General features: G+C 47.8%; 17 protein-coding genes. 7 read left to right on the forward strand and 10 right to left on the reverse strand.

Annotated features, from left to right (window positions below; genetic code table 11):
* The first annotated feature begins 5 nt into the window (after positions 1 to 5).
* Positions 6 to 239, forward strand: a complete 234-nt coding sequence (locus QUA53_RS02980) for an HNH endonuclease signature motif containing protein (RefSeq protein WP_333095179.1) — start codon at positions 6 to 8, stop codon at positions 237 to 239.
* A gap of 416 nt (positions 240 to 655) precedes the next feature.
* Here QUA53_RS02980 and QUA53_RS02985 read toward each other — a convergent pair whose 3' ends face one another.
* From QUA53_RS02985 to QUA53_RS03000, 4 genes are all read right to left on the reverse strand, one after another.
* On the reverse strand, positions 656 to 1,045 hold the full coding sequence (locus QUA53_RS02985) for a PIN domain-containing protein (protein WP_333095178.1): 390 nt from the start codon (positions 1,043 to 1,045) through the stop codon (positions 656 to 658).
* Complete coding sequence (locus tag QUA53_RS02990) at positions 1,042 to 1,272, reverse strand: type II toxin-antitoxin system Phd/YefM family antitoxin (RefSeq protein ID WP_333053935.1); 231 nt, start codon at positions 1,270 to 1,272, stop codon at positions 1,042 to 1,044. The genes QUA53_RS02985 and QUA53_RS02990 overlap by 4 nt, the downstream gene beginning before the upstream one ends.
* Positions 1,273 to 1,322: 50 nt before the next feature.
* Positions 1,323 to 1,529: a hypothetical protein gene (locus tag QUA53_RS02995; protein WP_333095177.1), complete on the reverse strand. Its 207-nt coding sequence runs from the start codon at positions 1,527 to 1,529 to the stop codon at positions 1,323 to 1,325.
* Positions 1,530 to 1,765: 236 nt separating this feature from the next.
* Positions 1,766 to 2,467, reverse strand: a complete 702-nt coding sequence (locus QUA53_RS03000; RefSeq protein WP_333095176.1) for an alpha/beta fold hydrolase — start codon at positions 2,465 to 2,467, stop codon at positions 1,766 to 1,768.
* Between the two features lie 152 nt (positions 2,468 to 2,619).
* Here QUA53_RS03000 and QUA53_RS03005 point away from each other — a divergent pair, with 152 nt between their 5' ends.
* Together QUA53_RS03005 and QUA53_RS03010 are read left to right on the forward strand one after the other, a co-directional pair.
* Positions 2,620 to 3,099, forward strand: coding sequence for an NUDIX domain-containing protein (locus QUA53_RS03005; protein ID WP_333095175.1), 480 nt, complete (start codon positions 2,620 to 2,622; stop codon positions 3,097 to 3,099).
* Between the two features lie 517 nt (positions 3,100 to 3,616).
* On the forward strand, positions 3,617 to 5,353 hold the full coding sequence (locus QUA53_RS03010) for a hypothetical protein (RefSeq protein WP_333095174.1): 1,737 nt from the start codon (positions 3,617 to 3,619) through the stop codon (positions 5,351 to 5,353).
* A gap of 240 nt (positions 5,354 to 5,593) precedes the next feature.
* Here the strand turns inward: QUA53_RS03010 and QUA53_RS03015 are convergent, their stop codons facing one another.
* Positions 5,594 to 6,331, reverse strand: a complete 738-nt coding sequence (locus QUA53_RS03015) for a methyltransferase domain-containing protein (protein ID WP_333095173.1) — start codon at positions 6,329 to 6,331, stop codon at positions 5,594 to 5,596.
* Positions 6,332 to 6,338: 7 nt separating this feature from the next.
* Entirely contained in the window at positions 6,339 to 6,536 is a 198-nt protein-coding gene (locus tag QUA53_RS03020) for a hypothetical protein (protein ID WP_333030091.1), read from the reverse strand.
* A 577-nt stretch (positions 6,537 to 7,113) separates the two neighbouring features.
* Between QUA53_RS03020 and QUA53_RS03025 the strand changes: the two genes are divergently transcribed.
* Positions 7,114 to 9,657, forward strand: a complete 2,544-nt coding sequence (locus tag QUA53_RS03025) for a mannose-1-phosphate guanyltransferase (RefSeq protein ID WP_333095172.1) — start codon at positions 7,114 to 7,116, stop codon at positions 9,655 to 9,657.
* 95 nt (positions 9,658 to 9,752) lie between these two features.
* Here QUA53_RS03025 and QUA53_RS03030 read toward each other — a convergent pair whose 3' ends face one another.
* Positions 9,753 to 9,884: a hypothetical protein gene (locus QUA53_RS03030; protein ID WP_333095171.1), complete on the reverse strand. Its 132-nt coding sequence runs from the start codon at positions 9,882 to 9,884 to the stop codon at positions 9,753 to 9,755.
* Between the two features lie 17 nt (positions 9,885 to 9,901).
* Here QUA53_RS03030 and QUA53_RS03035 point away from each other — a divergent pair, with 17 nt between their 5' ends.
* Positions 9,902 to 10,459 (forward strand): single-stranded DNA-binding protein, encoded by a 558-nt coding sequence (locus tag QUA53_RS03035; RefSeq protein WP_333095168.1) that lies wholly within the window; start codon positions 9,902 to 9,904, stop codon positions 10,457 to 10,459.
* Between the two features lie 162 nt (positions 10,460 to 10,621).
* On the opposite strand, the gene QUA53_RS03040 is transcribed toward QUA53_RS03035, so the two are convergent.
* Positions 10,622 to 10,969, reverse strand: coding sequence for a hypothetical protein (locus tag QUA53_RS03040; protein WP_333095167.1), 348 nt, complete (start codon positions 10,967 to 10,969; stop codon positions 10,622 to 10,624).
* 357 nt (positions 10,970 to 11,326) lie between these two features.
* Positions 11,327 to 11,560 carry a hypothetical protein gene (locus QUA53_RS03045; RefSeq protein ID WP_333095166.1) on the reverse strand — a complete coding sequence of 78 codons (234 nt, stop codon included), beginning with the start codon at positions 11,558 to 11,560 and terminating at the stop codon, positions 11,327 to 11,329.
* 221 nt (positions 11,561 to 11,781) lie between these two features.
* Here QUA53_RS03045 and QUA53_RS03050 point away from each other — a divergent pair, with 221 nt between their 5' ends.
* The gene (locus tag QUA53_RS03050) at positions 11,782 to 12,003 is read left to right on the forward strand and encodes a helix-turn-helix domain-containing protein (protein WP_332984474.1); all 222 of its coding nucleotides are present in this window, start codon (positions 11,782 to 11,784) and stop codon (positions 12,001 to 12,003) included.
* A 66-nt stretch (positions 12,004 to 12,069) separates the two neighbouring features.
* On the opposite strand, the gene lipB is transcribed toward QUA53_RS03050, so the two are convergent.
* Entirely contained in the window at positions 12,070 to 12,750 is a 681-nt protein-coding gene (gene lipB, locus QUA53_RS03055) for a lipoyl(octanoyl) transferase LipB (RefSeq protein ID WP_333095165.1), read from the reverse strand.
* 151 nt (positions 12,751 to 12,901) lie between these two features.
* Between lipB and hpf the strand changes: the two genes are divergently transcribed.
* Complete coding sequence (gene hpf / locus QUA53_RS03060; RefSeq protein WP_333095162.1) at positions 12,902 to 13,555, forward strand: ribosome hibernation-promoting factor, HPF/YfiA family; 654 nt, start codon at positions 12,902 to 12,904, stop codon at positions 13,553 to 13,555.
* The last annotated feature ends 25 nt before the right edge of the window (positions 13,556 to 13,580 follow it).

The following is a 13,580-nucleotide window of genomic DNA, read 5'->3' on the forward strand; positions in this document are numbered from 1 at the left end:
GTAACATGGCAAGTCAAAGACGACCTCCTGAACACCTGAAGGCGCAGAAAGAAGTCAAGCTGAGGGATGGTAACGAATGTGAAATTTGCGCTAAAGTCTCCAAAATCGCCGATGGACACCATGTTATTGCTTACAGTGATGGTGGTCCGGCGGATTTGAAGAATATGATGACACTTTGCCCAGAGTGTCACAAGGCTTACCACCATGCAAAAATACAAGTGGATATTTGGCGATTTTAAATACAGAGTAAAGCTTGCCTAAACTTTTTTTCCATACGTTTAATATTTTAAAAACCTCAGTAACCAAAACTGAGGTTTTTATTTTTATTGATTTATTTTTTAGGTATTATACTTAATATATCAAGCATCTTTTTGATCGGAAACATGAGCCTTAGAGTCAGAGTCGTGTCGCTATTCCGTAGGGAATCGCTTTATCAAAATAAATAGCCCTCGCCTTACCAAAAAAAAGGGCGATCGCCTATCTTGCCTATTCCGTTGACACTCGTGTTACCCAACTTCTTTTTCCAGTTACAATCTGATCCATTTCCACCATTTCAAAGGGCTATGGTTGCACTCCAGGCGTGAAGCGTAGCTATCCAATAGCGAATCGCCCCAGCAAAAAAAGGGCGATCGCCTACAGAAATATAGAATATTGCCTAACTGAGTGTTTGTAGCACCGAATTACCTGTAAGGTTGGCATCAACTGTAGCTAATTTTAACCCATAGTAAATGGCTGTGGCAGCAATAAATCGGTCTCCGGGGTCTTGATGGGGTAGTGCAATCTCGCGACTTAAAATGGCAATGGCGTGATTCATTTGGGCTTCACGAGTTTCCAGAGTTTTTAAAGCTAAGTTAACCCATGTAACCGGATCTGGCTGTAAAGATATCCTTCCTTTTTCTGCAAGAATGAGCGTCTCCCAAATGCTAATTGGACTCAGCCAAAGTTCAGTATTAGGATCGGCGATCGCGGTTTGAAGTTGAAGCGATAGGCGTTGATCGCCGAGTAAATACCAAAGCCAAATGTGGGTATCGAGTAAAAGTTTCATTCTAAAACTTCCCATAGTTCGGCGACAGGAGCAATTAAATCTCCTAATATTTCACCGCTTCCTTTCATTGTGCCAAACACAGGGCGTGGGGTTTGGGTAGTGGCAGGATAGATAATCACTAATGGTTTCCCTTCATGGATGATGGTGAGGGGGGTTTTGGTACGTTCGACCTCTATAAGTAGAGTCTGGAGGGTTTGAGGTAATTCAGTCGTGGTAATTTGTGCCATTTGTTCACCTTTCACAATCTTATTCTATTTCTACTATGATAATGCGAGGATTAGACGGAAAGCGATGCTTGAGTGAAAAAAGAGCGATCGCCCCTCGCACCAAATACCAAACACTGCGATGATTCTACGGAGTGCGATCGCACATAATCATCATCCCTAATTTGCGATCGACCTCCCGCATCAATTCTCCACAAAGCATCCGGCTCAAATTCGTTATCTGCGTCCAAGCACACAGTAGCATTCTCGCCTAATTCCACCCCAGCCAACCTCTAATTTGATTGTGTGGTTCGCCGTGACTTCTGAATCTTAGCGATGATGCCAGATAAAATATTTTTTCACTCTATTCAGTTAGCGATAAAAATTTAAGTAAACATAGCATAGGGGGGCGAGTTTTGCAGTACTAAACTCGCTCCTAATATCAAATTCTAACTAAATCCTTCCCTTAAACCTTCTGCTTCTTCCTTCGCGTCCTTCGCGTCTTCGCGGTTCGTTTCTAACGCAAATATTCAATCCAAGTCGGCAAAACCTCCGCCGAACCGTACCACTTCCCCGGAGAACGAGGCGAATGCCAAACCCCCTCCAACACCAAATTTTCGGCCCCATCCAAAACAGCAGCTTCCACCGGCGTAATTCCATCTCCCCAAGTTTCGCCCTTCCCCACAGTCAACTCGTAACTTTTATAAGCCAGCCAAGTCCCAAAACCCCGCTTGCCAAAAACAGCCTTCCCAGCAGCGCACACGTAGCGCACCTGCGGGTGAAAAGCCCCCGGATAGTGAATTTTGACAAAATCTAGATTTTTGCGCGTCCAGCGCTCTTGAGAGACGTGCGGCGTGCCTAAAGTGATTAAAGTATTCACATAAGGGTGAGCTTCCCATAAACCCGCGTCCTCAAGCACGTCGCCGTGAATCGTGTAAGGCTTTTCGCCCAAATAGATGCGAGAAATCCAGCCGCCGGCGGAATGACCGACGAGATTGATCTGGGGAACGCCGTATTGCTGTAACATTTGTTTGACCGTGCGATCGAGCTGTCGCAAAATTGGCACCATCGACCGCCCGCCAAAAGTCGGCAACCAATCTCCCTTCCGCAGAGGCACTGTTACTGTTGGGAAACCTCGATCGACCAGAGACTTTTCTAATTCGCGATAGTCGGAAGCAGCAGCAAAATATCCTGGTAAAATCACGGTTGGTAATGGCATTGTCAATTTGAGATTTTAAATTTTAGATTTTAGATTTTGCGGCCGGAGTGCTACGATCTGTTTTTCAAGTTCAAAGACACTTGCCGAAGCATCCTTTGGATTGCTAACATCTGCCGCTCGTTAAACCTTTTGCTTAGGGAATATCTACTTCTATGGCTCGCGAGCCGATTCAAACATGGTATTTTACCCTAGTTGTCGTTCACTTAGAAGACCGTTTTCTACTGGTACAAGAGCGCAAGTACGAGCAGCAGTGGTATCTCCCAGCAGGGCGAGTGGAAAAAGGGGAAACTTTGCTGGAAGCTGCTATGCGTAATACCCGCGAGGAAGCGGGCATTTCCATCGTCGTTGAGGGAATTCTCCGGGTAGAGCATACAGTGATGCCTAAGGGTAATGTGCGCCTCCGAGTCATTTTTGTGGCTCGTCCGCAAGATAAGACGCCACCCAAAAGCAAGCCGGATGAGCATACTTTGTGCGCGGGCTGGTATTCTCTCAAGGAATTAGATCAGTTGTCGTTGCGGGGAGAGGAAGTTCGAGAAATGTTTCAATATATGGCAAGCGGCGCTCCAATTTATCCTATCGACTTGCTCACCATCGAGGGAGCTCCTTTTAAAAATTACCGCTATCGCTGGTGAATCTGTCGATTTTAGATTTTAGACTTCGGCGTGAGTGCGATCGCCCTTACGATTTTAGATTTACTTGCAGCGCAGTGAATCAGGGAGCAGGAACTTTAATTTACAATTTTTAGAATCGACCCTGACGCTAGTGTCGCGGGCTTGTACTCATTTTGGGGCGGGGCCACCGGGGGGCTGCGGGCTGGGCTGACAGCCACTCGATCAGTTTTTTGATGGCGTAACCGAATTGGAAACGCCGATCCATCAAACCTGTCGATCGTGTTTAATAAATTTGGTTCAGTTTCGGACCCATGAATTTTCATCAAGGTCGATCGGACAACTTCGAGGGCGATCGTGCTAAAATCATACCTTTGAATTCCCAACCTCTCCTCATTAAAACGAATTCACACTCAATCACAACCACAACAATATAAATTACCAATCTCCCAATCTCCCAATCCCCCAATCTAAAATCTAACAATCTCCCAATCCCCCAATCCCCCAATCTAAAATCTAAAATCTAAAATCTAAAATTTAAATGACTGACTCTTCCTCCCTAGCCAACACCCTTTCCGAACCGCTGCGCCAGCCTTATTGGTGGGCAGCCCTAGCTTCTGTCAGCCTTCACGGAGTGCTCGGAGTAAGTGCCCCGACGCTCTCAAACATAATTTATGGTGGAAATTCTTCAAAAAATATTCCCGGTTCTGTAGGCTTGGTAGAACTAACTCCCGCAGAAGCCGGCCGCCTGCCACAAACCATACCACCGCGCGCGTCAAATAAGCCGTTTACGCCATTTTCGATCGCACCAGTTCCCCTTCGACCCGCGCCAAAGTTAGCCCCGCCCTTGCCCCCCCCACCTGATACCATCAACTTGCCCGCCATGCCGCCGGGAATGCCGCCTCCTGGATTCTTTTCCCCTCTGCCTTATTCCCCTCTCCCGCCCTTAACGGCCCCAACAGCCCCGCCACCTCCCAAAAATCCATCCCCAACAGTCAGAACCCCCTCCCAGGCAACAACACCCACTATCATCCCACCCGTACCTCCCAGCGGTTTTCTTTTCCCGCCCTTACCTGGTAATTTCGATCGCAATATCCCGCCGCCACCATCGCTGCCAGAAGCGCCCCAGCTTCCCGGCGGCGGCTCGGAAGATGAAGCAGAGACGCTCAAAAAGATCATAGCCAGTAGAGGCGGACTCCCACTATTTCCAGACGGAGCTCCAGTCTTTACCCCGGAATTCCCAATTGGCAGGAATGTGGGACCCGATGGAGTACCAAAATTGACTCAAAAAGATCCCAATAAAAGGAATCTCATCGCAGAAACTCCCGAAGAAAGAATCAGGAGACAACAATTTGAAGATGGACAGCGACAGCTAGGACAGTCTGGCCAACCAGCTTCAAACTTACCCAGCGACAGAGAGACACAGCTTGCGGCTGCAAATACCTATGTTGCTTTGTTTGAGAAATTCAAAAAGGCTTATCCTGACTTGGAAATGACGGGCCCGACTCCTGTGAATGTCCCTTATCCCGTAACAGCTTGCTCGCAAAAACTCCAAGGAACAGCAGTTTTTGGAGCAGTTGTCAGCCCTCAAGGCTTGCTCAGGGCAGAGCCTCAGCCGATCGTCCCCACTGGTTACGGTATTCTCGATAATGCGGCTAAAATTGCGATTATTAGCCCTTCTCTAACATTTTCAGCAGCCAGCACGCACAAGCTTTACCAACTGGCTGTCGAGTTTAAGTACGACGAAAAAGTTTGCAGTGGCATTCCTGTCACCCCAACCAGGCCCAACCCACCAGGCCAGCAGCAGCCAGCGCCCGCCCCGACAGCGCCCAGGAGACCAACAGGCCAGCCGCCCTCCCCACCGCCTACAGAAGTGAAACCGCAGTTTGAGAAGCCGCCGGCCCCCTCCACCAAACCGCAGCCCGGGGCCCAACCGTCGCCGTCGGTACCCAAGCCTGCAGCTCAACCGTCGCCCTCGGCTGAACCAAAACCAGCCGCGGAACAGTCACCTTCTCCTCAACCGCAACCCGCCGAAGAGTCCCCGCAGCCGCCAGTGTCCCCATCTCCTGCCGCCGAAGAGTCCCCGCAGCCACAAGTGTCGCCATCTCCTGCCGCCGAAGAGTCCCCGCAGCCGCCAGTGTCCCCATCTCCTGCCGCTGAAGTGTCGCCCTCACCTGAAGCAGCGCCATCTCCTGCGGCTGAAGTGTCGCCATCTCCGACCCCGGAAGTGTCGCCGTCGCCGGAAGCTGCGCCATCTCCTGCAGCTACCGAAAATTAATTGGGCATAAGTAAGAGGCAATCGGGAATGGGTAATATCCAATCTGCTGGCTTCACTATTGTGAGTTAGTAGTTAGTAGGGTGCATCAGCTTGAATATTTGTTGCTTCTCAAACTAAGTTCTACTTGCTGACGCACCCTACTTTATCCACTAAGAATTAAGTTTTTTTGCGTCGGCCCTAACCGACTTTGGACGATTGAATTTTTGACGATAAAGCTAATTACCTATTCCCCTTGACCACTCAATTGTATTGAACTTTATACATTTGAAATAAGTCGCCGCTTTGCTTTTTTATTACCTTAGCGCCCGCAGCTTTAATCATTTTTTCCCAATCTTCTATGGTCTCTAAAAATACTTCGCCGGCTCGATAAGTTTCCAAAATTGCCCAATCTTCTGCTAAAGGAGCATCGGGGTTGAGGACATCAAAAACAAAATGACCGCCCGGTTTTAGTACCCGCTTTACTTCTCCCATGACAATACTCCAATAGTCTATGGGATAGTAACAGCTAAAGCCTGTAGCAAGGCATAAATCGAACTGAGCCTCCTCGTAATTTAACTGGTGAGCGGGAGCCCATTCTACCCCTTTGAACAGCTTAGAATTGAGCTGAGGGCCGCGAGCGTTTAAGGCGTCTCGCGCTGCGCTGCTGATTTCTTGACCGTAAAAATATGCCTCCCACTCCCGCCAAGGGTAGATCAGAAAGCTGACTCCGCAGCCAATGTCTAAACAGCGCTGATTTTTTTGAGGTTTGGCAATTTTCCAGAAGGGAGAAACTGTTTTTTCTTGGAGAGTTCCTGCAACTGATTCTAGGAAAATCGGCATTGCTTCGACTTCTTCGGGTAAAGCGAAAGCTTCTCCCCGGTATTCGCGATCGAACCGAGAAGCGACTTGCGACAGTAAAACTTGCCAGCTATCTGATTTTCCTTTAGCAAACCAAGTTTGCTCCTGACCCGCTACTGGGCGCTCGGACTTTTTAGACATTCTTGAATTACCTTTTAGAAGCTTTGAGAGCTTTTGTAAAGTTTTGGCGGTAAGGCTTATTAAAAATTAACGCCGGCCAGAGCAGCGACAGCTTCAGGCGATTTGCAAAACTTCTGTCGAAGTTAGTGCGATCGAAACCATTCCAAAATTTCCAAATACCGCCGCCGTAAGCGATCAGCAATGCCAAGCTAATTAATGTACTCATTTAAAAAACCCCTAAGCAATGGATAGGATTTTGGGTCAGCTAGTCAAAGCGTTACCCTTAATCTATCATTTATCAGATGCCAAAGCGCACCGATAGCCGTAGCAATTCCACCTTCAGAAAGAGACTTAAAAATCCCCGTTGGCCACAAACTTAAAAATAACACCCCCGAAATAGCTTTCACCGAGTAAGCAAGAAGGGACTTCTGTCAAAAGTCGAGGATTCTGAGGACTTATACCATTTTAGATGGAAGAATTGAAGAATTAAAGCATTGATAATGACTGATGACAGAAGGGTTTCGAGTACGGGCATACAGTTGCATTCTGTTTTTTAACTGGTATCGCCCAACATCCCCTACAAATCCGAGTTCGACCGGGGGATTGGTGTGATGCCGGAAGTTCTAATTCGGTTGAAATCGGTTGCTGCTGGGGGACAGCGCGGTCAAACGGGATTGCCCAGATGTGTAACTACTCGAAGATATTTTACTAAGAACTGATTCCTGGTGGCCAACGAATTACAGCAGGCAAACTTTTTCTAGCGGACAATAGCGGTAGAGAGCTTTCTAAGCAAGGAGGATTTTATGCGTGCAGTGCTGATGGCTGGGGGGTCGGGAACGAGGCTCAGACCCCTGACGTGCGATTTGCCCAAACCGATGGTGCCGATTCTCAATCGCCCGATCGCAGAACACATTATTAATTTGCTAAAAAGGCATCAGATCACGGAAATTATTGCAACGCTGCACTACCTTCCCGATGTCATGCGCGAATATTTTACCGACGGGGCAGAGTTTGGCGTTCAAATGACTTACGCTGTGGAGGAAGACCAACCGCTGGGTACGGCTGGTTGCGTCAAAAATATTGCTGAACTGCTCGATCGAACTTTTCTGGTCATAAGCGGCGACAGCATTACAGACTTCGACTTAACGGCAGCGATCGAATTTCACCGCAGTCAGCAATCCAAAGCCACGTTAATTTTAACTCGCGTTCCCAATCCGATGGAATTCGGGGTCGTGATTACCGAGGAAAATTACCGCATCAGCCGTTTTCTGGAAAAGCCTTCTAGCAGCGAAATTTTCTCCGATACTGTCAATACCGGCACCTACATTTTAGAACCCGAGGTCTTGGATTACCTGCCGGTAAATCAGGAGTGCGACTTCTCGAAAGACTTGTTTCCCCTGCTGCTGGAAAAAAACGAGCCGATGTACGGTTACATTGCCGAGGGTTACTGGTGCGATGTCGGCCAGCTTGATGTTTACCGCGAAGCTCAGTACGACGCGCTGCGGGGAAAGGTCAAACTGAATTTAACCTATTATAACCAAGTTCGATCGGGACTTTGGGTAGGTCAGAATACTTTTATTGACGATAGCGCGATCATCGAAGTACCGGCGATGATCGGCAACAATTGCCGAATAGGAGCCCGAGTTAAAATCGATGCCGGTACAGTGATCGGAGATAACGTGACCGTCGGGGCGGACGCTAATCTCAAACGTCCCATCGTGTGGAACGGAGCAATTGTCGGTGAAGACGCTCATCTTAGGGCCTGCGTGATTTGCCGGAGTACCCGCGTAGACAGGCGCGCTCACGTCCTCGAAGGTGCTGTCGTCGGTTCAATGTCCATTGTGGGAGAAGAAGCGCAAGTGGGGCCAAGCGTGCGCGTCTGGCCGAGCAAAAATATTGAATCCGGTGCTCTGTTAAATCAAAATTTAATTTGGGGAGAACAAGCTAAGCGGAATTTGTTCGGTCAACGTGGGGTTCAAGGACTGGCGAATGTGGATATTACCCCGGAATTTGCAGTGAAATTGGGCGCGGCTTATGGCTCGACTTTGAAACCTGGGACTTCGGTATCGGTTTCTCGCGACCAGCGGAGCATTTCGCGGATGGTTTCGAGGTCTTTGATTGCGGGTTTGATGTCGGTGGGAATTAATGTGCTCAATTTGGAATCGACGGCAATTCCGATCGCGCGCACGGTTTCGTCTACGCTGTCGATTGCTGGCGGCATTCATGTTCGCATTTCGCCCGATCGCTCCGACCACATTTTAATTGAATTCTTCGATATCAAAGGCATCAATATTACTAAAGGAGCTGAGAAAAAAATCGAGGGGGCTTATTTTAAGGAAGATTTGCGTCGAGCTCTAATTCCCGAAATTGGAGAGATGACGTACTTTAACCAAGCTCTCGAAGTTTACAACCGCATTTTTGAGCGGCAGATGAATGTTGAGGCAATACGCTACAGCAATTCTAAGGTGGTAATCGATTACGTTTACGCGGTTTCTGGAGCAATTTTACCCCAAATGCTTGCCAAGTTCGGCTGCGATGCGGTGGTCCTCAATGCTAGTCTCAAGCAAACTTCTCTAAGCAACGGGGAACGGGAATATTTGCTCGACCAACTCGGCCGGGTGGTGAAAGCACTCAGCGCTAATTTTGGAGTGCAGGTATCGGCTAACGGCGAACAGCTCATTTTGGTCGATGAGTCTGGGATAGCGATTCGTGGGGAAATGCTGACGGCGTTGATGGTAAATTTGATGCTGACTTCTCATCCCAAAGGTACAGTAGTAGTGCCGGTGAATGCGTCTTCTGCAGTGGAGGCGATCGCCCGACGCTATCAAAGTAAGGTAATCCGCACGAAGGCGAACCCAACTGCTTTGATGGAAGCTGCTAACAGGAACCCGAATGTGGTGTTGGGTGGCAGCGGCCTTATGGGTTTTATTTTCCCGCAGTTGCATCCCGGATTTGACGGAATGTTCTGCATTGCGAAAGTGATAGAAATGATGACGATTCAGGAGCGATCGCTCGGACAGATCAAGGCGGAACTTCCCCGCATCACCCACCGCAGTTACAGCGTCCGCTGTCCTTGGACTATCAAGGGTTCGCTGATGCGACATTTAGTAGAAACTCATTCGCCCGATCGTTTAGAATTATTAGATGGAGTGAAGATTTTTAACTACAGCGACGACAATTGGGTATTAGTTTTACCCGATGCTAGTGAACCGACGGTTCATATCTTCGCCAACAGTGAGGATCGAGATTGGGTATCTGAAACTTTGAAAGAGTACCGCGCCCTCGTTCACGATTTTGTCAGTCAAGCCGAGGCTGCGGTTCTCCAAGATAAATTTGGTAACGTGTAATCCGCAATCGGACATTTGCCAAACAGGGCATTGGGCATTGGCAATGGGGAATTGGTAATGCAAAAGTAAAAAAATAAAATGCGTTATTTTAAGTTTTACCTTTTTACTTGAAAGTTCATGCCCAATTCCCAATCCCGAATTCCCTGTTTGCCCAATTCCCAATTCCCGATGCCCAATTCCCAATCCCGAATTCCCTGTTTGCCCAATTCCCAATTCCCAATTCCCAATTACGCACAGATAACAGATGAATAGCTGCATTTTGATGGCGGAAATAATTCAACAACCGCAACTCCGTTATACTCCTGACAATCAACTTCAAATCGCTGAGATGTTGGTGCAGTTTCCCGGCCCAAAACCCGAAGATCCGCCCGAACATTTGAAAGTGATAGGATGGGGAAATTTTGCTCAAGAAATTCACGAGAAATATCACGAGGGCGATCGCGTGATTATTGAGGGACGGCTGAGCATGAATACGATCGAAAGAGATGGTATTAAAGAAAAGCGCGCTGAACTGACAGCTCAAAGGATTTACAGTGTCGGCGCCGATGCAATGAGTTCGGCTCCCCCAACTAGAACTGCCCCGGAACCTGCTCAAATTCGCGACAGCGCCCCGGCTAATGTGCCGAGCAATGTAGTGCCTTTAGGCTCGCGGAACCGCAGTTCTAACAGCGCTCCAGGTGGCGCTAACCGCACGTCTAGTTCGGATTGGAACTCGCATCAGTCTTCAAATTCTGAGTCCGATCGCCCGTCGGGTTCGTCTAACGAACCGGAAAATCCCGATTACGATCCGATTCCGTTTTAAAAAGTAGAGTGCGTCACTTTACGAGCGATCGCAAAACTTCGCCGTTCGATCGAAAGTGACGCACCTTAATTTAAGGGCGATCGCACTTCAGGAAAAAAAGGGCGATCCTCTTCGAGGGCTGCGCTAACGACTTTGACCCAACTACGAGCTAAATTGCAAATTTTACAGCTCGATTGTCACAACTTTTTTCTTGCTTTTTTCGTCGCGCAGCACCACTGTATTGTAGGGTGATGTATCCGTCCCCAGCGGAATTGGCAGCTTAAAGGTGCTGCTCTTATGCTTAAGTTCGCCTAAATCAATGCTTTTCGTTATATTGCCATCTGTTGCCAGATAAGCGGTAAGTTGGCCTTTATAATCTTCAATCAAAAAGTCTCTGAAGAAAAGGACTTCCCCATCACCCTCGACATCGATAGCAAGGATGACCGTACCGTTAAACGTTGCGCCTTTTTCTTCTTCATGAACCGTCGCCATTTTAATTTCCGAGGGGTCTTGACCGGACATATCTGCCATACATTTTTTCTCTTGAGCGGAGCGCAATAATTAACAAGAATCATACCTGACGCTAGGGGCGATCGCAAAACTCTTAGGACGTATTTCTGCATCGGTCTTGCTTCTGTCTGAGGTTAGAGAAGCCCGCGATCGCGCATTCTACCAATTCTCTCAATTATTGAGTTAGTAAGTACAGACAGTTAAAATGATCTCTATAATACCCCCAAGTCTCGCAAACACCGCCGCGTTAATTCGCTTCGATATTTAGCATCCTGAGTCTGGAGTTTTTAAGTGATTGGGTGGAGAATTAAGCCTGATGTTTTTGATAATTTAAGAGCGATCGCACTTTGCTCGAGAAAGGGCGATCGCCCTTAAAGATTATTCTTTCCAGTAACGGGTCACAATCCGCATTACTTCACCTGCTAGAGGGGACGGTAAAGGCGGGATCCATTCACCAACTTCTGCAAAACCCAAAACGTGCAGCAGATTGATGAGGCTTTCTACTCCTTTGGGAATGTCGCAAATCAACAATCGGATCGGTTGCTTTCCAATGGGTGCGTCGGGAATTTCTTCGCGCAGGAGTTCGGGAACTGACTTTGGCTGTGATATCATGAGTTTTAACTACAAAATAGTCGGATAGCGATCGCCCTTCAGTTTTCGAGGCAAAGGGGCGATCGCTTTTCCGTTTGTACATCCTCAGCATAGTTCATTCGCTGCTGCCATTCAAGCGATACGACAAAAAATATTGCCGATACGGCAAAACAAGTGTTAGTCAAGGTTGCAGGATGCTAACATCACCTTGCAGAGTCCTGGCTAGTAGTTGAGTACGCGCAGTGATCCGTTGGAAATTGGCAGTTGTGATGGCCGATCGCAATATCAGCAATAAAGAATTGGCGGCTAGAGTTGGGATGCACCCAACATCTGTTTCTAAAATCAAAACCCGTCGCCGGCTGACAAGAATTGATGAAACAACTCTTGATGCTTTGTGCAAAGCACTAAACTGCCAACCGGGAGATTTAATGGTGTATGAGGAGGAAAATTCCGATCGCACTTAAAAAACCGACTGCGATCGTTAGTAGGAAGGTTGACAGCGACGCACCCTACACATTCGTGAAGCGAAGCTATCCCGTAGGGAATCGCACAATTTCCACTGCAAAAACGCGAGCAAACTCAGCGACAACGAGCGATCGCACTCGATCGATCTCAATTCCCGGAATAAACTGCTCTAAACTGCCAACGGGTCGATCGGGAATCCCGCAAGGTACAATTTGCCCAAAACCTGCGAGATCCGGACAAACATTTAAAGCAAAACCGTGCATCGTAATCCAGCGGCTGACTTTAATGCCGATCGCACCTACCTTGCACCCATCCACCCAAACCCCAGTCATACCGGGAACCCGCGAACCCTTCAACCCCAAAACTTCCAGCACCCCCAGCAGCACTTCCTCCAACTGTCGCAAATACCAGTGCAAATCAGGCTGGTGGCGCCGCAAATTTAAAATCGGATACCCCACCAATTGGCCCGGACAATGGTAAGTCACCTCACCACCCCGTTCAACTCGGTGCAATTCCGGCTGAGTTTCGCTGTCAAATTTCAGAAATTCCAACTTCGCGCCCTGTCCCAAAGTATACACCGGCGGATGTTCCACCAAAATCAGCACATCTGGCAAATCTGGGTTTTCCCGGCGCTCTTGCACGAGTTTTTTCTGGATTTCCCAAGCTTGGGAGTAGGACACTTGTCCCCAATCGAAGAGCAAGCAGGGTTGTGCATTTAACTGTTGAGGGATGAGAGGAGAAATCATGAAAAAAATCAAGAGTGTATTTACGGAATATTGGCGCAGCTTAAATCAAGAATTGTCAACATATAATAAAAGATTTGGAAGATAAGTGTTTTCCAGAATACATAGTGCTACTGTATAAAATATACCCAAGTAAAAGAAGGGAGGGAGCTCTATGAAGCTTGTTATCCAGGGTAAAAATATAGAAATCACCGATGCGATTCGCGAGTACGTCAATCAAAAGGTTGAAAAGGCAGTTAGCCATTTTCAAACTTTGACTACAGAAGTGGACATACATCTATCGGTGGCTCGTAACCCCAGGATCAATCCTAAGCAGACTGCTGAGGTGACAATTTATGCTAACGGCAGCGTGATTCGGGCTGAAGAAAGCACGGAAAGCCTGTATGCCAGCATCGATTTGGTTGCCGACAAGATAGCTCGTCAACTGCGGAAATTCAAGGAAAAACGCCACGACAACAAGACCCACAGTAGTGTTAAAACGGTTACGGCAGTTGAAGAACATCCTGTAGTAGCGGATCTGATTGGCGATCGAACTCCCGAACTTCCTGCTGAGGTGGTGCGGACTAAGTATTTTGCCATGCCTCCAATGACTGTGCAAGAAGCTTTGGAACAATTGCAGATTATCGATCACGATTTCTATATGTTCCGTAATGCGGAAACAGGCGAAATTAATGTGCTCTACGAACGCAAGAGTCACAGCGGCTATGGAGTTATCCAACCCCGCCACAGCAACGGTAACGGTAATAGCAAAAATGGCAAAACTGCCGAAAGCGCTACATCTGAAAAATCGAGTGTTGCGAAAAGCTAGATAATTGCTGAGTGCTAATTATTAA

The sequence above is a fragment of the Microcoleus sp. Pol12B3 genome (genome assembly GCF_036701355.1).
Taxonomy (GTDB): Bacteria; Cyanobacteriota; Cyanobacteriia; order Cyanobacteriales; family Microcoleaceae; genus Microcoleus.

Coding starts and splice junctions, on each gene's coding strand:
- QUA53_RS02980 (WP_333095179.1), top strand. CDS start 6: ATGGCAAGTCAAAGACGACCTCCTGAACACCTGAAGGCGCAGAAAGAA.
- QUA53_RS02985 (WP_333095178.1), bottom strand. CDS start 1,045: ATGAAACTTTTACTCGATACCCACATTTGGCTTTGGTATTTACTCGGC.
- QUA53_RS02990 (WP_333053935.1), bottom strand. CDS start 1,272: ATGGCACAAATTACCACGACTGAATTACCTCAAACCCTCCAGACTCTA.
- QUA53_RS03000 (WP_333095176.1), bottom strand. CDS start 2,467: ATGCCATTACCAACCGTGATTTTACCAGGATATTTTGCTGCTGCTTCC.
- QUA53_RS03005 (WP_333095175.1), top strand. CDS start 2,620: ATGGCTCGCGAGCCGATTCAAACATGGTATTTTACCCTAGTTGTCGTT.
- QUA53_RS03010 (WP_333095174.1), top strand. CDS start 3,617: ATGACTGACTCTTCCTCCCTAGCCAACACCCTTTCCGAACCGCTGCGC.
- QUA53_RS03015 (WP_333095173.1), bottom strand. CDS start 6,331: ATGTCTAAAAAGTCCGAGCGCCCAGTAGCGGGTCAGGAGCAAACTTGG.
- QUA53_RS03020 (WP_333030091.1), bottom strand. CDS start 6,536: ATGAGTACATTAATTAGCTTGGCATTGCTGATCGCTTACGGCGGCGGT.
- QUA53_RS03025 (WP_333095172.1), top strand. CDS start 7,114: ATGCGTGCAGTGCTGATGGCTGGGGGGTCGGGAACGAGGCTCAGACCC.
- QUA53_RS03035 (WP_333095168.1), top strand. CDS start 9,902: ATGAATAGCTGCATTTTGATGGCGGAAATAATTCAACAACCGCAACTC.
- QUA53_RS03040 (WP_333095167.1), bottom strand. CDS start 10,969: ATGGCAGATATGTCCGGTCAAGACCCCTCGGAAATTAAAATGGCGACG.
- QUA53_RS03045 (WP_333095166.1), bottom strand. CDS start 11,560: ATGATATCACAGCCAAAGTCAGTTCCCGAACTCCTGCGCGAAGAAATT.
- lipB (WP_333095165.1), bottom strand. CDS start 12,750: ATGATTTCTCCTCTCATCCCTCAACAGTTAAATGCACAACCCTGCTTG.
- hpf (WP_333095162.1), top strand. CDS start 12,902: ATGAAGCTTGTTATCCAGGGTAAAAATATAGAAATCACCGATGCGATT.